18 protein-coding genes, 3 tRNA genes and 1 other annotated feature are annotated in these 21983 nt (G+C 44.9%); of the genes, 9 read left to right on the forward strand and 12 right to left on the reverse strand.

All coding sequences use genetic code 11. The features are described 5' to 3' along the window. The first annotated feature begins 73 nt into the window (after nucleotides 1-73). From HGT73_RS03775 to HGT73_RS03805, 7 genes are all read left to right on the forward strand, one after another. On the forward strand, nucleotides 74-1447 hold the full coding sequence (locus tag HGT73_RS03775; RefSeq protein ID WP_214212330.1) for an MATE family efflux transporter: 1374 nt from the start codon (nucleotides 74-76) through the stop codon (nucleotides 1445-1447). A 133-nt stretch (nucleotides 1448-1580) separates the two neighbouring features. Beyond that, a tRNA-Val gene (locus HGT73_RS03780) sits at nucleotides 1581-1657 on the forward strand. A 2-nt stretch (nucleotides 1658-1659) separates the two neighbouring features. Then, nucleotides 1660-1736, forward strand: a tRNA-Val gene (locus HGT73_RS03785). 18 nt (nucleotides 1737-1754) lie between these two features. Further along, a tRNA-Val gene (locus HGT73_RS03790) sits at nucleotides 1755-1831 on the forward strand. Between the two features lie 352 nt (nucleotides 1832-2183). Beyond that, a complete protein-coding gene (pykF, locus tag HGT73_RS03795; RefSeq protein ID WP_214212331.1) occupies nucleotides 2184-3596 on the forward strand; it encodes a pyruvate kinase PykF in 1413 nt (470 codons plus the stop codon). A 559-nt stretch (nucleotides 3597-4155) separates the two neighbouring features. Then, complete coding sequence (locus HGT73_RS03800; protein WP_214212332.1) at nucleotides 4156-4392, forward strand: major outer membrane lipoprotein; 237 nt, start codon at nucleotides 4156-4158, stop codon at nucleotides 4390-4392. Nucleotides 4393-4521: 129 nt separating this feature from the next. Then, on the forward strand, nucleotides 4522-4935 hold the full coding sequence (locus HGT73_RS03805) for a hypothetical protein (protein ID WP_214212333.1): 414 nt from the start codon (nucleotides 4522-4524) through the stop codon (nucleotides 4933-4935). Nucleotides 4936-4941: 6 nt separating this feature from the next. Here the strand turns inward: HGT73_RS03805 and ydiJ are convergent, their stop codons facing one another. After that, a complete protein-coding gene (gene ydiJ, locus HGT73_RS03810; RefSeq protein ID WP_214212334.1) occupies nucleotides 4942-7995 on the reverse strand; it encodes a D-2-hydroxyglutarate dehydrogenase YdiJ in 3054 nt (1017 codons plus the stop codon). 175 nt (nucleotides 7996-8170) lie between these two features. On the opposite strand from ydiJ, the gene ydiK reads away from it, so the two are divergent. Continuing rightward, on the forward strand, nucleotides 8171-9322 hold the full coding sequence (gene ydiK / locus HGT73_RS03815) for an AI-2E family transporter YdiK (protein ID WP_214212335.1): 1152 nt from the start codon (nucleotides 8171-8173) through the stop codon (nucleotides 9320-9322). A gap of 225 nt (nucleotides 9323-9547) precedes the next feature. Continuing rightward, the gene (locus HGT73_RS03820) at nucleotides 9548-10600 is read left to right on the forward strand and encodes a 3-deoxy-7-phosphoheptulonate synthase (RefSeq protein WP_214212336.1); all 1053 of its coding nucleotides are present in this window, start codon (nucleotides 9548-9550) and stop codon (nucleotides 10598-10600) included. 3 nt (nucleotides 10601-10603) lie between these two features. Here the strand turns inward: HGT73_RS03820 and HGT73_RS03825 are convergent, their stop codons facing one another. The 11 genes from HGT73_RS03825 to HGT73_RS03875 all read right to left on the reverse strand — a co-directional run bounded on the left by HGT73_RS03825 (nucleotide 10604) and on the right by HGT73_RS03875 (nucleotide 21931). Next, nucleotides 10604-12040 (reverse strand): protein adenylyltransferase SelO, encoded by a 1437-nt coding sequence (locus HGT73_RS03825; protein ID WP_214212337.1) that lies wholly within the window; start codon nucleotides 12038-12040, stop codon nucleotides 10604-10606. A gap of 23 nt (nucleotides 12041-12063) precedes the next feature. Further along, complete coding sequence (locus HGT73_RS03830) at nucleotides 12064-12549, reverse strand: C40 family peptidase (protein ID WP_214212338.1); 486 nt, start codon at nucleotides 12547-12549, stop codon at nucleotides 12064-12066. Between the two features lie 94 nt (nucleotides 12550-12643). Beyond that, nucleotides 12644-12943 carry an integration host factor subunit alpha gene (gene ihfA / locus HGT73_RS03835; RefSeq protein ID WP_048912075.1) on the reverse strand — a complete coding sequence of 100 codons (300 nt, stop codon included), beginning with the start codon at nucleotides 12941-12943 and terminating at the stop codon, nucleotides 12644-12646. Between the two features lie 4 nt (nucleotides 12944-12947). Then, nucleotides 12948-15335 carry a phenylalanine--tRNA ligase subunit beta gene (pheT, locus tag HGT73_RS03840; protein ID WP_214212339.1) on the reverse strand — a complete coding sequence of 796 codons (2388 nt, stop codon included), beginning with the start codon at nucleotides 15333-15335 and terminating at the stop codon, nucleotides 12948-12950. Nucleotides 15336-15349: 14 nt separating this feature from the next. Beyond that, nucleotides 15350-16333 carry a phenylalanine--tRNA ligase subunit alpha gene (gene pheS / locus HGT73_RS03845; RefSeq protein ID WP_214212340.1) on the reverse strand — a complete coding sequence of 328 codons (984 nt, stop codon included), beginning with the start codon at nucleotides 16331-16333 and terminating at the stop codon, nucleotides 15350-15352. Nucleotides 16334-16403: 70 nt separating this feature from the next. Next, nucleotides 16404-16530, reverse strand: a sequence feature (Phe leader region). 57 nt (nucleotides 16531-16587) lie between these two features. Continuing rightward, the gene (rplT, locus tag HGT73_RS03850; RefSeq protein ID WP_048912072.1) at nucleotides 16588-16944 is read right to left on the reverse strand and encodes a 50S ribosomal protein L20; all 357 of its coding nucleotides are present in this window, start codon (nucleotides 16942-16944) and stop codon (nucleotides 16588-16590) included. A 41-nt stretch (nucleotides 16945-16985) separates the two neighbouring features. After that, complete coding sequence (gene rpmI / locus HGT73_RS03855; RefSeq protein ID WP_004157374.1) at nucleotides 16986-17183, reverse strand: 50S ribosomal protein L35; 198 nt, start codon at nucleotides 17181-17183, stop codon at nucleotides 16986-16988. 90 nt (nucleotides 17184-17273) lie between these two features. Continuing rightward, the gene (gene infC, locus HGT73_RS03860) at nucleotides 17274-17816 is read right to left on the reverse strand and encodes a translation initiation factor IF-3 (RefSeq protein WP_214212504.1); all 543 of its coding nucleotides are present in this window, start codon (nucleotides 17814-17816) and stop codon (nucleotides 17274-17276) included. Nucleotides 17817-17819: 3 nt separating this feature from the next. Further along, nucleotides 17820-19748: a threonine--tRNA ligase gene (thrS, locus tag HGT73_RS03865; protein ID WP_214212341.1), complete on the reverse strand. Its 1929-nt coding sequence runs from the start codon at nucleotides 19746-19748 to the stop codon at nucleotides 17820-17822. Between the two features lie 643 nt (nucleotides 19749-20391). Beyond that, entirely contained in the window at nucleotides 20392-21153 is a 762-nt protein-coding gene (locus HGT73_RS03870; RefSeq protein WP_214212342.1) for a DUF481 domain-containing protein, read from the reverse strand. A gap of 241 nt (nucleotides 21154-21394) precedes the next feature. Then, nucleotides 21395-21931, reverse strand: a complete 537-nt coding sequence (locus HGT73_RS03875; RefSeq protein WP_214212343.1) for a YniB family protein — start codon at nucleotides 21929-21931, stop codon at nucleotides 21395-21397. Nucleotides 21932-21983 lie beyond the last annotated feature (52 nt).

Here is a 21983-nt window from a genome sequence, read left to right on the forward strand (position 1 = left end):
ATCCTTTATGAACGTAATCAGTTCAGCGATGATAGACAGCGAAGAGGATAAATAAGTAAGTTAAGGATATACATTGCAAAAATATGTCGAAGAAGCTAAAAAATTATTAGTTTTAGCCATCCCCGTTATCTTATCACAAACCTCACAAACCGCGATGGGCGTGGTTGATACCACTATGGCAGGTTCAGTGAGTGCTACTGACATGGCTGCGGTAGCAGTCGGTACTTCAATTTGGTTACCCGTGATTTTATTCGCGCTAGGTATCCTGATGGCGATCACCCCGACCGTCGCCCATTTAGCAGGTTCTAACCGCAGAGATAAGGTTGGCGACCATGTACAGCAGGGCTTATGGCTCGCAGCGCTACTCTCTGTTTTGGTCATGATCGTCATCTGGAATGCCGGTATTTTTATTCGTGCTATGTCGGGTATTGACCCTAACATGGCCGATATTGCCGAACGCTATTTACATGCGTTAATGTGGGGGGTACCCGGTTTTCTTTTTTTTCAGGTTATTCGTGACCAGTGTGACGGGTTATCTAAAACAAAACCCAGTATGGTCTTTGGTTTTATTGGTTTACTTTTCAATATTCCCATCAACTATATTTTTATCTACGGGCATTTCGGTATGCCTGCCCTCGGTGGCGTTGGATGCGGAGTCGCCACCGCTTCAGTGTATTGGTTAATGTTTTTTGGGCTGTGGATATGGACAAAAAAAGCCAAGGGATTACAAGACATCCGCCCTACCGTGCGCTGGGCTAAACCGGATTTCACGGTAATAGGACGAATATTTACCCTCGGATTACCCATTGCATCGGCTCTGTTTTTTGAAGTCACTCTGTTTGCTGTTGTCGCAATACTAGTGTCTCCATTGGGAATTGTAGAGGTAGCCGGTCATCAAATTGCGCTAAATTTTAGTTCGTTGATGTTTGTGATCCCTTTATCTATGGGGGTAGCCAGCACCATACGCATAGGCTATCAACTCGGACAGGGTTCGACGCAAGGTGCAAAAGTTTCAGCGTGGACATCACAAGCTATTGGCTTATGTTTTGTTTGTTGTACCGCAATGGCTACCGTAATCTTCCGCCACGATATTGCCCGTCTTTATAACAATGATCCGGCAGTTGTTGCACTCGCAGGTCATTTGATGTTCCTTGCTGCTATCTATCAATGTTCAGATAGCGTACAAGTGATTGGCAGTGGTATTTTGAGAGGCTACAAAGATACTCGTGCAATATTTTTTATTACCTTTATTGCCTACTGGCTGCTAGGTCTACCCTGTGGGTATATTTTAGGCTTAACCGATCTCATCGTTCCCCGTATGGGGCCTGCTGGATTTTGGTGTGGGTTTATTATCGGTCTGACCTCTGCGGCAATCATGATGGTGACACGTATTATTAAATGGCAAAAAAAACCGGCTGACGTCATCTTAACCCGTGCAAGTCGATGAGTAGCGTTTAAATATGCTTAAAATTCCTACGTGATGATTAGATGTCAACCATTTAGCAAAAAAATAGCGTTTTCTGCTTGCTAGTCGCTAACGTTGTCGCTAATATTCGTCCCGCTGTTCACTTACAGCGTTTGCGTTCTTAGCTCAGTTGGTTAGAGCACCACCTTGACATGGTGGGGGTCGGTGGTTCGAGTCCACTAGAACGCACCAGTGCGTCCGTAGCTCAGTTGGTTAGAGCACCACCTTGACATGGTGGGGGTCGGTGGTTCGAGTCCACTCGGACGCACCAATAATAATCTTATCTAATGCGTCCGTAGCTCAGCTGGTTAGAGCACCACCTTGACATGGTGGGGGTCGGTGGTTCGAGTCCACTCGGACGCACCATACAGTTTCCTCTCATTTTCCCTATTGGTTTTTCTCAGAAATTTTCTCTTTGTTATTGATCTATACTGCGCTTCGCTTATAAATCTATTTGGTTTAGCCTCTCAGAAAGTCTATACTTAATTCATTGTTCACTTTGCATGGTTTACGCGATTGACGTGAGTAGAGCCCCTCTAGTAACAGTTTCTACAACGGGTCATCCTGATACCGATTCACTTTGGTCGGCCATCCTATTTATCTTTTTTATTTTCTCGTCATATCTTAAACAAGTATTCCAAACCCCTACCCTACGCAGAAATACAGCTATTCCTGTGTACACACTCAAAACTATTCCTTTAAAGAGTAGATTAATACTATGAAAAAAACCAAAATCGTCTGTACTATCGGTCCTAAAACAGAATCAGAAGAGATGCTAACCAAACTGCTTGATGCAGGCATGAATGTCATGCGTCTTAATTTCTCGCACGGTGACTACGAAGAGCACGGTCAACGTATCGCGAATCTGCGCGCAGTAGTCAATAAAACGGCCCATCAAGCCGCTATTCTTCTTGATACTAAAGGTCCAGAAATCCGCACCATGAAACTTGAAGGCGGAAATGACGTTACGCTGCAAGCTGGCCAAACCTTCACCTTTACCACTGACCAATCTGTTATTGGGAATAAAGACCGCGTTGCAGTGACTTATTCTGGTTTTGCCGCCGATCTGAGTATCGGTAATACCGTGCTGGTTGATGATGGCCTACTAGGAATGGAAGTAATTGAAGTCACCGAACATACTGTTGTATGTAAAGTTCTTAACAACGGTGATCTGGGTGAAAATAAAGGGGTTAACTTACCAGGCGTCTCTATCCAACTCCCTGCTCTTTCTGAAAAAGATAAACGTGATTTAGTGTTTGGATGCGAACAAGGTCTTGATTTTGTTGCGGCCTCTTTTATCCGTAAACGCTCCGATGTTTTAGAAATTCGTGAGCATTTAAAGCAGCATGGCGGCGAGCATATCCAAATCATCTCTAAAATTGAGAACCAAGAAGGACTCAATAACTTTGATGAGATCCTTGAAGCCTCTGATGGCATCATGGTTGCCCGTGGCGATCTTGGGGTAGAAATCCCTGTTGAAGAGGTTATCTTCGCGCAAAAAATGATGGTTAAAAAATGTAATCAGGCGCGTAAAGTTGTTATCACTGCAACGCAAATGCTTGATTCTATGATTAAAAACCCTCGTCCTACTCGTGCCGAGGCGGGTGATGTCGCTAATGCCATCTTAGACGGAACTGACGCCGTCATGTTGTCAGGCGAGAGTGCTAAAGGGAAATACCCATTAGAAGCCGTGACCATCATGGCTACCATCTGCCAGCGTACCGATGCTGTTATGAAGAGCCGTATTGGTGAACTGAAAGAAGGCCATAAACTCCGTATCACTGAAGCGGTATGCCGCGGTGCGGTTGAAACGGCTGAAAAACTTGAGTCAACACTGATTATCGTTGCAACTCAGGGTGGTAAATCAGCAAAATCTATTCGTAAATACTTCCCTTCTGCGACCATCCTTGCGCTGACTAATAATGAAACGACTTCCCGTCAATTATTATTAACTAAAGGTGTTACGACGCACTTGGTTCCAGAAATCGCATCGACTGACGATTTTTATCGCATTGGTAAAGAAATTGCGTTGGCGGAAGGTTTTGCACAAAAAGGTGATGTTGTTGTCATGGTTTCAGGGGCGTTAGTACCAAGTGGTACAACAAATACTGCTTCTGTTCATGTTATTTAATTCCTACTAATAGTTTCAAGGCCAGATTTTCTGGCCTTTTTTAATTCCCCCTCTCTATTTCTCCTCCACTTTCTCGTTCGGTATCTCTGCTTTTAGAGAATTTATTAATTTTAAATGCACTAAAAAAGTGCTAATAATGGGAAAAGAGCGTAAAGAAAACGATAAAAACTTAAAACTATTTCGTCGTGGTTAGTGAACTTTTTTTTATGAGTATTGTCGTAAAATTAGAGCGATTGATGATTATGCTTAGTTTTTAGACATTTCACTTAAAAATGTTAGCCTATAGGGCCTAATATCAATTACTTTTTTTCTTCAATAAACCTTTATTTATCGATAAATAAGATTAACGATCGCACTTTATGCGCTTATAACAAAGGTTACTCCGATTAAATTATATTTTTTCCTCGTTAAAATTTATCAAAAAAAAACTAATGTGCACTATTTAAGCGAATAAGCGCTTTTAAGCATCTTCTTATAAAAAATTTATTCTCAACTTAAAAAACTTTGTGTAATACTTATATGGCTACATGGATATTAACCTAATAACGAGGGTAAAATAATGAATCGTACTAAACTGGTACTAGGCGCGGTAATTCTGGGCTCAACTCTGCTTGCTGGCTGTTCAAGCAACGCTAAAATCGACCAACTGTCAAGCGATGTTCAAACTCTGAACACCAAAGTTGATCAACTGAGCACCGATCTGAACGCAGTACGTACTGACGTTCAAGCTGCTAAAGATGACGCAGCTCGCGCTAACCAGCGTCTGGACAACCAAGCTCACTCTTACCGCAAGTAAGAGTCTTGGACTAGAAAATGGCACTCTTCGGGGTGCCATTTTTTTTATTCAAATATCGCTCACCCTATTGCAAAGACATAAGAACTCGCTATGATAATGATAACTGTTATCATTAAAGAAGGAGCTATTATGCCTATCCCTCATTCATTCTCGCTCTGGATAACCAGTAATCTTGATGCTTATCAGCAAGCCCTAGCCGACTTACGTGTGGAATACTATCTTGCTGAACGGCCGCTGCATCAACCGCAATGTACATTGGCTCAATTACGTCAATTCAATGATCTGAGCCTAAAAATCGCTGATTACTGTTATACACAAGGCGATGATGACAATTATTTTGCCATCTTATTTAACTTACACCAGAAGTTGATTGACCAATTACATCACGATGGGCCACGTGCCCCTCTGTTTCGACTGCAGGCGCTACAACTAGCCCGTCACTCCATGACAGGATTATGCCAAGTATTCATCGCTCAGGGGAATTGGCAAAGAGCCAGCGAATTGCAACGTGAATTCTTGCAATACGCTGACTCAATGAACTAGGAAGGGTTACTGCTGTTGCTGTACCATCTGTAATAATGCTTGGAGGGGATGTTTAATTTTCTCTCCGCCAAAGCGTTTCACTTGGCTTCTGCACGAAAAACCTGTAGCCAGACAACGCGATGCAGGTTTACCTTCAAGTTGCGGTTGCCATGAAAGGTCGAAGATCTTACGTGAATTATCGAGGTTACGTGCCTCGTGTCCGTAAGTTCCGGCCATTCCACAACATCCGGCATTGATCGTATGCAAGGTCGCGCCATATTGACTAAAAATCCCTTTCCATTGTTGCGTTGCCGAAGGCAGCGCCGTCACTTCGGTACAGTGTGCAAAAAGATACCAGTCACCATTAGATACTGAGGCATACCGCGATAGTTTAGGGAGAGTGTTTAACCATTCATGGGCTAATAACACGGTAAACTCACCGCGCTGCTTACCCAGTATTTTGTATTCGTCGCGATAGCATAATACTAAAGCGGGATCAGTTCCCACCATCGGGATATTTAACGCTGCCACACGGTTCAATACCTCCGCACTTTTTTGCGCTGTACGCGTGAAACGCTTTAAAAATCCTTTTACTTGCTGCGGCTTTCCGTTAGGAACGAATGGTAATAGCACGGGTTTATAGCCAAGATGAGCGATAAGCTGCACCAGATCACTGACCAAATTCGCTTCATAAAAACTGGTGAAAGGATCTTGAACGACTACCACATACTCCGCTCTCTGCTCAGCAGTCAAAGCTTGTAAATCTTCTAAGGTCGTTGCGAGTGCTGAATGACCGGCTAACTGTTTATTCAATGTTGGTGACGATAATGGCGGTAAGTCGACCATCCCAACATAACGTCGACTCAGCTGATTCACCCATGATTTAGTCAGAAAGAAGTTCATCATCTGGGGTGCCTTCGCCATGATCGGCAACAACGGTTCAATATTTGCGACGATGTGATCGGAGATAGGCCGTAAATAGCGGGTGTGATAAAGAGCTAAGAATCGCGCACGAAATTCAGGCACGTCGATTTTAATAGGACACTGCGTGGCGCAGGCTTTACAGGCTAAGCAGCCATCCATCGACTCTTTGACTTCGTGAGAGAAGTCAGCGTTTTCCGCTCGTGATCCCCAGCTATTTTTTATTTTTTGGCTTAATGTCCGCAATGAAAGGCTTTGAGTCGTATCGATACTTTGCGGATCGATATTCTGCTCAGAGAGTAAACGTAACCACTCTCGTACCAAGGTCGCCCGACCTTTAGGTGAATGTATTCTGTCGCGAGTCACTTTCATTGAGGGACACATCGGGCTATTGACGTCGAAATTAAAGCATAATCCATTACCATTGCAGTCCATTGCCCCGCGCCAACTCTCGCGAACTACAATCGGAATTTGTCGGTCGAAAGATCCCCGTGTCGGACTATCTATAGCGTACAGCGGCGTATGATTATCAAGCGGCTGACAAATTTTGCCGGGATTAAGACGATTATTAGGGTCAAAAGCGGTTTTGATTCGACGCAGTAGAAGGTAAAGCTCATGGCCAAAAAAGTCTTCGCTATAGGCAGAACGATAGCCTTTCCCATGCTCACCCCATAGCAATCCGCCATAGCTTCGTGTCAGGGCTGCGACTTGGTCAGAAATAGTCAACATCAGCTGGTGTTGCTCAGGTGAAGTCATATCCAGCGCAGGTCTAACGTGTAATACACCCGCATCAACGTGACCAAACATACCATAGGAGAGGTTATAGCTGTCTAAAATGGCTCTAAACTGTGTGATGTAGTCAGCCAAGTGTTCAGGTGGTACTGCGGTATCCTCGACAAAAGGAATCGGTTTAGCCCGCCCCTTAGCATTACCGAGTAGCCCTACCGCTTTTTTTCGCATGGCATAGATGCGCTCAACTTGATCTAACTCGCGACAACATTGATATCCAATCACCCCAGCCTGTTGAGTATCACGCAGAGTATCGAGTTTTTGACACAGCTCAGCAACTTGCCGTTCAATCTGCTCACGGTCATTACCCGCAAACTCAACTAAATTGATCCCTTGCATAACATGGCCGTCAACATCAGTAATTAATTCACTGACTGAATGCCAAACGATATCTTCGCGGGCGAGATTGAGTACAGTAGAGTCGACCGTCTCAACAGAGAGCGCTTTTGCCTCTACAAGAAAGGGTGCGTTGCGCAGGGCTGAATCGAAAGAGTCATACTTAATATTCACTAATTGACGTACTTTGGGTATCGGCAGAATATTGAGTTTTACCTCAGCAATGAAAGCTAAAGACCCTTCTGCGCCGCAAAGTATACGTGTCAGGTCAAAATACTCACCCTGTTGTGAAAAAACGTGTCGCAAGTCATAACCCGTTAAAAATCGATTTAACTTAGGAAATTTTTCCTCAATAAGTGCAAGGTTGTCATGGCAGCTGTTCATTACCTCGCGATAAATAGCCGATTCTTGAGTGGCTCCTTGAGCAATCGTTTCCGCATGCTGACGAGATAAAGGTGCTGTGTCTATCACCTCACCATTTATCAGTACCGTACGTGTACCCAATACATGATCAGATGTCTTACCATAGACCAACGACCCCTGACCAGAGGCATCAGTACTAACCATTCCTCCAATCGTAGCGCGATTACTGGTCGATAATTCGGGTGCAAAGAAAAAACCATGCGGCTTTAGCCAAGCGTTAAGCTGATCTTTTACCACCCCCGCTTCGACACGTACCCAACCCTCTTCAGCATTAAAATCAAGAATACGATTCATATGCCGAGAAAGATCGATCACGATTCCATTATTCAAGGATTGACCGTTGGTCCCTGTTCCCCCACCACGGGGAGTAAAAGCGATAGCCTGATAATCTTTGGTATGCGCTAGCTGGGTGATAATGACAATATCAGTTAACGATTTTGGAAAAAGAATGGCATCCGGTAAATTTTGATAAATACTATTATCGGTCGCCATGCTTAGCCTATCAGCATAGCGTTGCCCTATATCTCCCTCAAACCCTTGCTGTTTAAGTGCAGCTAAAAATTTACGGGTGATGTCTGTCTGTCCTGGGGAGTGTTTTAGTTGTGGAATCATTTGCCCATTGCCAATGTAAAAGTGGTCTCGTTCAACCCCTTTGTTTTATCATATTTTTATAGTGCTGCCTTGTGGGATTACGAAATTTATCGAAAAGAGATGTTGTTCACCCTACGAATCAAGCATCATAGACTCAATAAAAAGCCGGGCTTAATGAATACAAGGAACATTTACCATGAGTAGACCGCTTCCACCGGAGCGAAGTATTCCACAACGCTTATTAACATTAATATTTTTTTTATTAATGATTGTCAGTTGTTTCTGGGTCGTGCAACCCTTTATTTTAGGCTTTGCATGGGCTGGAATGGTCGTCATTGCAACATGGGGAATGATGTTACGCATTCAACGACTGCTTTGGAATCGACGTACCTTGGCCGTTATTGTGATGACGTTTATTATATTACTCGTCTTTATCATCCCTATCGCTCTACTTGTGAGTAGTGTTCTCGACAATGCACAACCCGTTCTGCATTGGTTAAGCGCTGGGCATCTGGTGATGCCACAATTAGCTTGGCTGGATGCACTGCCCCTAGTCGGCCATAAAGCCTCACATTATTACCATCAAATGGTCGCAGGAGGAGGAGCCCAATTACTCGCCATGCTTCAACCCTACATTGGTCGAACCACCAGTTTCTTTGTTGCTCAAGCGGGGCATTTTGGACGACTACTCGTACACTTAGCGTTAATGCTGTTGTTCAGTGCCCTACTGTACTGGCGTGGTGAGCGTGTTGCGATGGGCGTTCGGCATTTTGCTTTCTGGTTAGCGGGCAGCCGCGGAGATGCGGTAGTTATTTTAACAAATCAAGCAATTAAAGCGGTCGCCCTCGGGATTGTCGTAACGGCATTACTCCAGGGGGTTGTCGGAGGAATAGGCCTTGCTTTAGCGGGCATTCCTTATGCCACCATTTTGACCGTCTTGATCATTCTCTGCTGTTTGATTCAAATTGGTCCATTGCTAGTGCTGATTCCAGCGATTATTTGGCTTTATTATAGTGGCGATACGACATGGGGAACTGTTTTAGTAGTCTGGAGCATTATAGTTGCCTCAATGGACAGTGTCATACGCCCCATGCTTATTCGCTTAGGCGCCGATTTACCGATGTTGATTATACTCACTGGTGTTATTGGTGGTTTGATTGCCTTCGGAATGCTGGGATTATTTATTGGACCGGTGGTGTTAGCGGTCTCTTATCGGCTAGTGAGTGTGTGGATGAATGAAGCACCTTGCCCGGATGCTCCACCAGAAGAAGTTCTTGAAGAACTCTTCGAGGATACCCGACATACTGCCGAGCGGCAGCGTAAAACCCATATAGCTAAAGAATCCTAAGTGTGTTCTGGGAGAATTCTTACATATTGCAGGGCGCTGACGGAGTAGTATCGTCTAAGACGCGTTTAGTTTACCTGCCTTAAATATTGAATTGCTGTGTGTCGTATTTCCCGCCTATTGGCGGGTTTTTTTTGTCTCAAACAAGCCATGTTCATTTCTGCGATTTTCGTTTATTGTTGAGCGATAATTATCGGTATGTTGCCGATGAGCCCTACAGAGTAGATCATGACCTTAACCGACGAACTTAGAACTGTACCTGTCGGGACATTGATGACTGCACACCAACTGAATCAACGCGTCCCCATTACAGAAAATTGCCAACATCTTATCCTGGCTACACGTCAAGCCATTAGCCAAATTTTACAGGGTAATGACAAGCGCTTACTGGTTATTATCGGGCCTTGTTCCATTCATGATCCGATTGCTGCTGTTGATTATGCTACCAGGCTTAAACCCTTGCGCGATAAGTATCAAGGTCGCCTTGAAATCATTATGCGAACCTATTTCGAGAAACCGCGCACGATTGTCGGTTGGAAAGGCTTAATCAATGATCCGCATCTCGATGGAAGCCACGATATCAACCACGGGTTGGTTATCGCCCGGCAGTTATTATCGGATATCAATACACTAGGGATGCCGACAGCCACTGAGTTTTTAGATATGGTGACGGGGCAATATATTGCTGATTTTATTAGCTGGGGGGCGATTGGTGCTCGTACAACTGAAAGCCAAATTCATCGGGAAATGGCCTCGGCACTCTCTTGCCCTGTAGGGTTTAAAAATGGTACTGACGGGAATTGCAAAATCGCCATTGACGCAGTCCGCGCGGCCCAAGTTCCACACCTTTTTCTCTCGCCAGACAAACATGGGCAAATGTCTGTCTATCAGACCTTGGGAAATCCAGATGGGCATATTATCTTGCGGGGAGGTAAAGAGCCCAATTATCAATCGGTCTATGTGAAACAGTATCAGGAAGCACTTTCTGCAGCGACACTCTCAGACCGTATGATTATTGATTGCAGTCACGGTAACTGCCTGAAACAGCATAAGCGGCAGCGAGTGGTCGTTGATGACATCGCCCAACAGCTGAGTCACGACAATCATGGCATTGCAGGGGTAATGATTGAGAGTTTCATTGTTGAAGGCCGCCAAGATTGGCAAGGCAATGGTAAGGACTGCTATGGCCAATCTATTACCGATGCGTGCCTTGGATGGGACGATACCGAACAAGTCCTTGCGACCTTAGCTGCGGCTGTTGACCTTGGCCAACAGCCTTAACGACTAACTCGAGCAGCTGATTTCAAGCTGCTTACCCCATTGAGGGGGACGCTCAGCGAAAGGACTGCTATCAAGCTGTTGTGAAAAAGGATTGAGCAGCGCAAGGTGTAACTCTGCTAAGACAGTTGTATCCCCTTGCTCCGCTGCACGAATAGCTTCTTGTGCAAGATAATTACGCAACACCACCGCAGGGTTAATCGCCAGCATTCGTGTTTGACGCAAAGAGATTTCCATCGGCTCTAAAGCAAGACGTTGCTGATAACGTAAGAACCAACTGTCAAAAGCAGCTCGGTCAATAAAATTATCACGTAATACGCCACCCTTTTCACTTCCAGCAGAGTAGCTCAATAAACGGAACGTTTGCGTATAATCCGCTTTTTCGCGCTCCATCAAAGCAAATAGCTCAATAAGTAGATCATTATCTTGCGGCTTCGCTTCATAAAGCCCTAATTTAGCGCGCATACGCTCTCCCCAAGTCCCCATGAGTGCCGGTTCGTAATTTTTCAGCGCTAACTTAATTTTGTCCACAGGAAGAAGGCCAGATAGTGCATGAGCTAGACGGTTAAGATTCCACAATCCTATCGTAGGCTGATTTTCAAATGCATAGCGCCCCTGATAGTCACTGTGATTACAAATCAGGTCAGGTTGGTAATCGTCCATGAAAGCATAAGGACCATAATCCAACGTTAAGCCAAGTAATGACATATTATCGGTATTCATTACCCCGTGAGCAAACCCAACACTTTGCCACTGACCAATCATCATCCCTGTACGACGCACAATATCGGAGAACCAAAGGAAATAACGATCCTCGTCTTCGGCAAGCTCCGGCCAAAAATGGGTGATGCTATAGTCGGCTAACTTTCTTAAGGCTTCGGGTTGTTGTCGGTAAAAAAGATGCTCGAAGTGTCCAAAACGTAAATGGCTTTGAGCTGTACGAATTAACATGGCTCCAGGTTCAGGAACCTCTCGATGAATAATATCACTGCCTGTCGCAATACTCAGTGCGCGAGTCGTCGCGATACCTAACCCATGCATTGCTTCCGAGGCAAGAAACTCTCGGATCGTCGAACGTAATACTGCTCGGCCATCACCCATTCGTGAATAAGGCGTTTTTCCTGCACCTTTTAAATGCCAGTCAACCTTGTTGCCATTGGGGAGTAATTGTTCACCCAATAATAAGCCTCGTCCATCGCCTAATTGCCCAGCCCAGACTCCAAATTGGTGCCCACTATAGACTTGGGCTATTGGCCGCATTCCAGAAAGGAGTTCACCGCCCCACCATACCGATGACTTTTCCATCTCCTCTGATGCAGGTAAACAGAGATCAGAGGCGAGGTGACGGTTGAAATAAAGAAGTTTCCCCTGCTGCAAAGGCGTCGGCATCACTTCCGTACACAGTTCAGGAAGTTCACTACACCATTGATGTTCAAATTTCATTATTACCTCGGAATTTTAACGGGTTATAAGCGACGCGCTTGCCAGAATACTTTCTGCCAATACATATTGCTCAGTGATGAGCGCATCACCCCACGACTGGTGGAGGCGTGGATAAACTGATTTTGGGTATCGTAAATACCAACATGTAATCCACCTTCCCCCCAACCTGTTTTAAAAAAGACTAAATCACCGGGTAAAAGGTCTTTTTTACGAATTTTAGTGCCTGTCTCGCTTAATTGACGCGTCGTTCTGGGAAGCTGAATTCCAAATCGGTCGCGATAAGTGCGATAAACAAAGCCTGAGCAATCAATACCACTTCGACTCATTCCACCGTAACGATAAGGGGTGCCTCGCCATTTAACCAGTTGATCGCTCAGTATCATATGGACTTGCCGAGGGTTAGAAAGACGGGAGTCCGGCGAAGGCGCATGGCTGCTACATCCAATAATGAGAAAAGTAAAAAAAATAGAAATAACTAATCGGCTTCTCAACAGCAATTGTATCAACATAGCCTCACACAACTCCTTAATGACGACGATATCGAAAGCCATAGAGATAAAAAAAGCTGCCGAAGCAGCTTTTTTTATTATTAGGATGACTGCATTAACCTTTTTTTGGTACAGCAGTTTCAACCCGACTTTTCAGTTTCTGACCAGGCCGGAAGGTCACTACTCGGCGAGCAGTGATCGGGATATCTTCACCGGTCTTGGGATTACGTCCCGGACGTTGGTTTTTTTCCCGCAGATCGAAGTTACCAAACCCAGATAGCTTGACCTGTTCTCCCTTTTCCAACGCACTACGAATCTCTTCAAAGAAAAGTTCGACTAACTCTTTAGAGTCACGTTTGCTAAGGCCCAATTTTTCAAACAAATATTCTGACATTTCAGCTTTTGTAAGCGCCATCGGTTCAATCCCTCAAGGTTGCCTGGAATCGCTCTTTTAACGCTGCAACACAGTCAGCTACCGTGGCAGCAATATCCTCTTCTTCAAGTGTACGCGTGGAATCTTGCAAATGCAGGCTTATTGCGAGGCTCTTGAAACCTGGCTCAACCCCTTTCCCACGGTATACGTCAAATAAGTTTACGCCAACCAACTGATTTACGCCAACTTTCTTACACTCTGCGACAATATCTGCTGCATTAACTGTTTCTGAAACGACAACCGCGATATCGCGTCGATTGGCTGGAAACTTAGAAATTGCCGAAGCCTGCGGTATTTCACGCTCTGCAATCTTATCCCACAGCAGTTCAAAGACGACGGTACGGCCATTAAGATCGAGCTTACGTTCAAGCTCAGGGTGAATGACACCAATGAGGCCAATCACTTCACCCGCTAAAACAATTTCCGCACTCTGCCCGGGGTGAAGGGCACTGTGTGCTGTGCGACGGAAAGAGATATGCTCAGTTTTTCCTGTTAAATCAAGAAGAGCTTCCAGATCACCTTTGAGATCGTAAAAATCTACATTTTGACGCTCAATGAGCCAATGTTCGTCGCAGCGAGATCCCGCAATGACTCCGGCTAATAACATCTCTTGGCGAATCCCTAACGGTGCGTTAGCATCCGGCACAAATCGTAAACCACTTTCAAAGAGACGGACACGGCTTTGCTGACGATTTTGATTGTAGACGACCGCATCCAATAGTCCTGTCCATAACGAAAGGCGCATCGCTGACATATCGGCAGAGATAGGACTTGGCAGAATTAAGGCCTCTTGCTCAGGGTGTAGTAGGCGCTGAGTCTTAGGATCTACAAAGCTGTAGGTGATCGCTTCTTGATAACCTTTATCAACCAATAAGGTTTTGACACGTTGTAATGAGAGAACTGCCTCACGGTGTTCAGGCATGATCAAACTCGCCTTGACCGGAACATTAGGGATATTGTCGTAACCGTAAACGCGGGCAACCTCCTCCACCAGATCTTCTTCGATTTCCATATCGAAACGCCAGCTGGGTGCAACAACTTGCCACTGTTGCTCAGACACTGTTACCTGACAACCCAGACGCGTGAGAATATCAGTCACCTTATCATCAGCAATGTGATGCCCGATTATCCGGTCAAGTTTATGGCGACGCAGTGTGATTGAAGCAGGCTTAGGTAAATGCGTTGCTGAAGTTTTGTCAATAATTGGACCTGCTTGACCGCCACAAATATCGATAAGTAATTCTGTCGCACGTTCCATTGCCGCATATTGACCCTCTGGGTCCACACCGCGCTCATAGCGATGTGATGCATCGGTATGTAGACCAAAGCGGCGAGCTCGGCCCGTTATGGCTAATGGCGAGAAATAGGCACATTCCAGTAACACATGTTGCGTTTTATCATTAATCCCGGACGTCTCACCACCGAAAATACCGGCCATTGCAACAGCGTTGTTTTGGTCAGCAATGACAAGAATATCCTCAGCTAATGTAACAGTATTACCGTCTAATAACGTGAGTGCCTCACCCGACATCGCCTGACGAACAACAATTTTCTCGTTGAGTTTATCTAAGTCAAACGCATGCATTGGCTGACCACGTTCGAGCAATACGAAATTAGTAATATCAACAATGGCATCAATTGAGCGAATTCCACAACGACGCAGTTTTTCTTGCATCCATAAAGGTGTCGGAGCATTGATGTTAATATTTTCGATAACACGCCCTAAATAACGTGGGCAAGCCTCTTCAGCCTGTACTTCGATAGGGAATTGACGTTGAGTCGTTACCTTAACTGGAGTCACTGCGGGAGCGGTGAAAGGTAGACCATTCACAACCGCGACATCGCGAGCAATGCCGGTCATCCCCAAACAATCTGCCCGATTCGGGGTGACACTGATTTCAATAGTATTGTCGTCAAGCTGTAAATAGTGACGAATATCTTGCCCCAGAGGGGCATCGGCAGGAAGCTCGATGATCCCCTCTGATTCCACATCAATCCCTAGTTCGCTAAATGAACAGAGCATCCCTTCAGAAGGCTCACCGCGTAATTTAGCCGGCTTAATTTTGAAATCACCGGGTAACACTGCCCCGACGGTTGCGACCGCAACTTTCAGACCTAGACGACAGTTGGGAGCACCGCAAACGATATCCAGAAGACGCTCACCGCCAACATTAATTTTCGTTACACGAAGTTTATCTGCATTGGGGTGCTGCCCGCATTCGACCACCTCACCCACCACGACGCCATGAAAAACGCCCGCAACAGGATCAACCCCATCAACTTCCAGTCCAGCCATGGTAATTTGTTCGGAAAGTTGTGCACTTGATAGGGCCGGATTTACCCATTCACGTAACCAGAGTTCACTGAATTTCATTGGATAACCTGCCCTTATTTAAACTGTTTGAGGAAACGTAAATCATTTTCAAAGAAAGCACGGAGATCGTTAACACCGTAACGCAACATGGTCAAACGCTCCATCCCCATACCAAAAGCAAAACCTGAGTAAATTTCTGGATCGATACCCACGCTGCGTAAAACATTAGGATGCACCATTCCACAACCTAAAACTTCTAGCCATTTGCCATTTTTACCCATGACATCGACTTCAGCCGAGGGTTCAGTGAATGGAAAATAGGAAGGACGGAAGCGTACTTGCAAATCTTCTTCAAAGAAATTACGTAAGAAATCGTGCAAGGTTCCCTTCAAATTGGTAAAACTGATGTCTTTATCGACGATCAGCCCTTCCATTTGATGGAACATTGGGGTGTGAGTTTGATCATAATCGTTACGATAGACACGGCCCGGCGCAATAATACGGATAGGCGGTTGCTCAGCCTTCATGGTACGGATCTGTACGCCTGAAGTTTGCGTTCTCAGAAGACGATCAGCATCAAACCAGAAGGTATCATGATCTGCGCGAGCCGGATGATGCGCGGGAATATTCAGGGCATCAAAGTTATGGTAGGCATCTTCAATTTCTGGACCTGTTTTCACAGTAAAGCCGAGTTCACTGAAGAAGCCCTGGATACGGTCAATAGTACGAGTAACCGGATGTAGGCCACCATTCTCAATACGACGTCCCGGTAAACTAATATCGATGGTTTCTTCCGCTAAACGCGCGTTCAGTGCGGCATTCTCGAGAGCCTCTTTACGCGCATTTAGATGTTCTTGTACCTGGCTTTTCGCTTCGTTAATCACCGCTCCCGCCGCAGGGCGTTCTTCAGCAGGTAATTCACGCAATTGGGTCATCTGTAAAGTGAGATGACCTTTTTTACCTAAATATTCGACACGCACCGTGTCTAATGTGGCGATATCCGTCGCCTCGTCAATCGCGCCCTTTGCTTGGGACACCAATTCTGCGAGTTGGGACATGTCTTTCCTCTTTTATCCAGTCAATCTGGGAAGTTATGCTATGTAACAATGAATAACGACAAGTCTTAAAAACGACAAAGCCTCCTTGATGGAGGCTTTTCGCGCGTTTTTTCGTTTCTTATCTCATGCGCAAAAGCCTCAATTATTTAGAGGCTAAAGAAAAAAAAGAAACGAAAAAAAACCGTATTCATAAGTGGAGTCCAAATTCGAGAGTACAAAATAAAAAAAGGGAGCAAGCTCCCTTTTCTACTGACTTATGCCAGTGCTGCTTTCGCTTTTTCGACCAACGCAGTAAAGGTTGATTTGTCGAATACAGCGATATCAGCCAAAATCTTACGGTCGATTTCAATAGACGCTTTTTTCAGTCCATTGATGAAACGGCTGTAAGAGATGCCATTCTGACGAGCTGCTGCGTTGATACGCGCGATCCACAGCTGACGGAATTGACGTTTGCGCTGACGGCGGTCACGGTAAGCATATTGACCTGCTTTGATGACTGCCTGGAAGGCAACACGGTAAACACGTGAACGTGCTCCGTAATAACCTTTAGCTTGTTTTAAGATTTTTTTGTGACGAGCACGGGCAACAACACCACGTTTTACGCGAGCCATAGTAGCTCTCCTGTTTTATATTCTGAAATTAAAAAAATGACTTATGCGTACGGCAGGCAGGCAATAACTAGACCTAAATCGCCTTTTGACACCATTCCTTTCGGACGTAGGTGACGTTTACGCTTAGTTGATTTCTTAGTCAGAATATGACGCAGGTTCGCGTGCTTACGCTTAAAACCACCAGAGGCAGTCTTTTTGAAGCGCTTAGCCGCGCCACGTACAGTTTTAATCTTTGGCATTTTTACAAATATCCACTTCGCATTGTTAATAATATAAAACAATAGGCGAATACAGCGCCAACCGAGGCTGGCGCAGCATTACTTGATGGCCTATTGCTTCTTCTTCGGCGCAAGCACCATTATCATCTGGCGGCCTTCGATCTTCGATGGGAAGGATTCGACCACTGCCAGTTCAGACAGATCTTCTTTCACGCGGTTAAGCATTTCCATACCAATCTGCTGGTGCGCCATTTCACGACCACGAAAACGCAGTGTGATTTTAGCTTTGTCGCCATCTTCGAGAAAGCGAATCAGGTTGCGTAGTTTGACCTGATAGTCGCCATCATCAGTGCCAGGACGGAATTTAATTTCCTTAACCTGAACAACTTTCTGCTTCTTCTTCTGTTCCTTAGAAGACTTGCTTTTTTCGTAGAGGAATTTGCCGTAATCCATGATACGACAAACTGGCGGCTCGGCATTCGGGCTAATTTCAACTAAGTCGACACCCGACTCTTCGGCTTTTTCTAAAGCTTCACGCAGACTAACGATACCGAGCTGCTCGCCTTCGATCCCCGTCAGACGTACTTCATTTGCGCGAATCTCGCTGTTAATACGGTTCGGACGCGTAGGTTGTACTCTTTTTCCGCCTTTAATACCTTATTCCTCCAACTGATGAATACTTCTGCTGCGAATTTCATTTTGCAGCTTCTCAATCAATACGTCGACATCGAAAACACCTAAGTCTTTCCCACGGCGGGTACGGACGGCAACTTTGCCTGCCTCGACCTCTTTATCACCGCAGACTAACATATAGGGTACGCGACGTAATGTGTGCTCACGGATTTTAAAGCCAATCTTCTCGTTTCTCAAGTCTGCTTTGACTCTAATACCCGCATTTTGCAATTTTTTGGTCAATTCGTTGACATATTCTGCCTGACTATCGGTAATATTCATCACGACAGCTTGCATTGGTGCTAACCATGTAGGGAAGAAACCTGCAAACTCTTCGGTTAAAATACCAATAAAACGTTCGACAGAACCCAGTATAGCACGGTGAATCATTACTGGGGTTTGTCGGTCATTATTTTCACCGACATAGGTTGCGTCTAATCGTTCTGGCAAAGAAAAGTCGAGCTGTACTGTACCACATTGCCACGCACGATCCAGACAATCATATAAAGTAAATTCGATTTTCGGGCCATAGAAAGCCCCTTCACCCGGTTGATATTCAAATTCGATATCATTATTTTTAAGCGCTTGAGCCAGATCTTGCTCAGCTTTATCCCATAGCTCTTCGCTACCAATCCGCTTTTCAGGACGGGTGGACAGTTTCACCACGATCTTTTCAAAGCCAAAAGTGCTGTACATATCATAGACCATACGGATACAGCTATTTACTTCATCCAGAATTTGATCTTCAGTACAGAAAATATGGGCATCATCTTGGGTAAAGCCGCGAACACGCATTAAGCCGTGTAAGGCACCCGATGGTTCATTACGGTGACAGCTTCCAAATTCCGCCATCCGGAGTGGCAGATCACGATAAGACTTAAGCCCTTGGTTAAAGATCTGCACGTGGCCTGGACAGTTCATCGGCTTAATGCAGTATTCACGGTTCTCTGAAGACGTCGTGAACATCGCTTCCTTGTAGTTTTCCCAATGCCCCGTTTTTTCCCAGAGTACGCGATCCATCATAAAAGGACCTTTAACTTCCTGATATTGATACTCTTTGAGTTTGCTGCGTACAAACGTCTCTAGTTCGCGAAAGATGGTCCAGCCATCGTTATGCCAGAAGACCATACCGGGTGCTTCTTCTTGCATATGGTAGAGATCAAGTTGCTTACCAATTTTACGATGATCACGCTTCGCCGCTTCTTCTAGGCGCTTCAAATAGGCAGCAAGCTGCTTTTTATCTGCCCATGCCGTACCGTAGATACGTTGCAGCATTTTATTATCGCTGTTACCACGCCAGTAGGCACCTGCCAACTTCTGTAATTTGAAGTGATGGCAAAAACGCATATTAGGAACATGCGGGCCACGACACATATCAATATATTCTTCGTGGTGATAAAGACCAGGTTGATCATCACGGTTAATATTTTGGTCAAGAATTTCTATTTTGTAGGTTTCGCCACGCGCTTCAAACGCATCACGGGCTTCCTGCCAACTGACTTTTTTCTTGATAACTTCGTAATTTTTTTCTGCCAGTTCGTGCATCCGCTTCTCGAGCTTCTCGAGATCTTCCTGCGTCAACGTATGGTCAAGATCGACATCATAATAGAAGCCATTATCGATCACGGGACCAATAGCCATTTTGGTGTGTGGCCAGAGTTGTTTAATCGCATGTCCCAATAAGTGCGCGCAAGAGTGGCGTAAGATCTCAATGCCCTCTTCGTCTTTTGCGGTAATGATTGAGACTTTTGCATCGTCTGTAATAGGATCGACGGCATCAACCAGTTCGCCATTCACACGTCCGGCAATACAGGCTTTAGCAAGACCAGGACCGATGTCTTGGGCTATATCCATCACGCTAACGGCATGATCAAAACTACGTTGGCTTCCGTCAGGAAGAGTAATAACTGGCATTATATATCCTTAATTGCAGTGGTAACCCACACGACAGGCTACATGCTATATTTGGTTTTATTTTAAAGTCAATGAGTTACAGAGATTATCTGGCACACTTCGCTGATTTGGTACACAAGCAGGTACACATAGTAAGCGTGATGTTTTCTCTTTTTATCTCTGAGAACACAATGTTACAGGTTAAGTGTGGTGACTTAAAGGGTAAGTTGAAAACTCTCCTCCGACATATCCGCCTTGGCGATATATTTTCCTGTTTTGCAGATTGGCGTTAAACATTATCGCGAAGGCGAGCGGCTTACCTACTCTGGTACATCGCTATCGCAGCACCGAACAATAGTTTTATGTACTGCCAAAAGGTATTGCTCCAAAAAAATCAATGTAACGCCTATCGTCTATCAGACTAATTATTATGGTCATTGTGGTCGTTTTACCACATCATTACGATAGATTTTTAGTCGGGAAATGACGGCTAGGCATCAAGTAAAAAGCATTTTATTTTAGTTGGCAGGACACGACAGAAATTGAAATAGTACTTATCGAATAAAGCCTAAAGCACCCGATAGTCGTTGCTCAATCTCTCGTACAAGTAAGCGGAAAACTTTGTTTATGCCACCCGCAAATGACAAGCGCGGGTGGCTATCACTTACATGGTGTAAGAGAGCATGATAGAGGTTTTAGTATCAGTATGGGCAGGCGCTGAAGAAGGTGGCGCATTGTTCCATGTTACGTTATAAGCCAGTTTCAGCGAGAAGTTAGTATTAATCGCTACCTGTAACCCGGTTTCTGAGTTCAGGGTAGTATCTTGGCCTAAAGAACTAAGTACTGAGACACCTTGAACAAATTTCGTGGTATCAGTTAATTGCCATTGGTAGCTCAACGCACCGTAAGCAAGTCCGGTGGTTTTGTGTCCGCCTTCTTCATAACCGTCATAACGAACGCCTGGACCAACTTCAGCACGTAGTGAATGTACGGGTCCATCAAGAATTTGTCGACCATAACCCGCTACCGCAGTGTCACGACTTTGATAGCCGTTATAGCGGTCACTCAACCAGGTTGCTTGACCAAACAAGTAATCATCAGCATTTAAGTTATAGCGTGCACGGCCGCCCACACTGTAGGTTTCAGAGGAACGTTCATCATTAGAAGACGTATTGGAAGCGTTACCAAAAAGGCTGTAAGCCATCATGTTTTCAAACCACGTCATGTTCGTTTGCGCGGTAAAGCTGGAGCTTGTGGTGTTACCACTCTGTGCTAAGTAACCCGCAGATGCGCTGCCATCAAAAGGCTTCTTAGCCGTGGCCGGGTTATCCATAGACGTAAAGACAACGGTGTCTGCAAGCGCTTGATGGCTCAATCCACCTAAGCCTAATAATAATGTGAATGCGACTTTATTAAAAACTTTCATTAAATGACCTGTACTGACCTAAATGAGTCCAAAATGCAGAATAGCTGCATACCTGAATGTAAATATAACTCCTCGCTCATCAGCACTTCGCCATTGGGCAGCAAGGCGATGACTTAGCTGGGTGCGTATCATAGCGATCAATTTTGAAAATAAAAGAGGGTAAAGTGTAAATCAGACGAATAACGATGACAGAGAAAAGAGTCGATAAGCGCCCTTAAGCGCTTTTTGTGATGGTAATAACTCAAACTAATGTTAGCCAATGTAGGAGAAAAAAACCTACCACGACTACGATAATTGGCTGAACGTAGAGAAGGTAGTATTGTCGAAATGGGCTATGATGCGTCAGCTTAACCGATTTGATTTTATTGTCAGAAAAATCCGCCTCCTCACCGAGGACCTGTTCAACAATTTTTTGATCTTCTAAACGTTCTTTAACGTAACGATATTGTCGCCATTGTCGTGAACCTGCAGCATTTAATGCCATACCAAAGAAAATGAGTATAAAGAAAATCCAAAAAACCAGATTTAAATTATCGGCAAAATTGGGTACCGGTGAATAGTGCCAGAATAGGTCTAAAAAAGAGGTATTAAAACGTAACATATCAACGAGGACACGAATAAAATCTGATAGCACCGCATTAAACCCAGCGATTTTTTCTCGCTGGCTACTGAGGTAATTAAGCATTGATATCGTGGTGGACAGCGCCCCGATGATGAAAATACCCCAACCCACGCTTTTTTTAATTATTGCGCTGGTGCGAGCTTGAGAGAGTGTCATAAAAATCGCCTATCGAGTGGGTTAACTGTTATTAGATAGCATAGCTGATTTG

The organism is Rosenbergiella australiborealis, from assembly GCF_018494035.1.
Classification (GTDB): domain Bacteria; phylum Pseudomonadota; class Gammaproteobacteria; order Enterobacterales; family Enterobacteriaceae; genus Rosenbergiella; species Rosenbergiella australiborealis.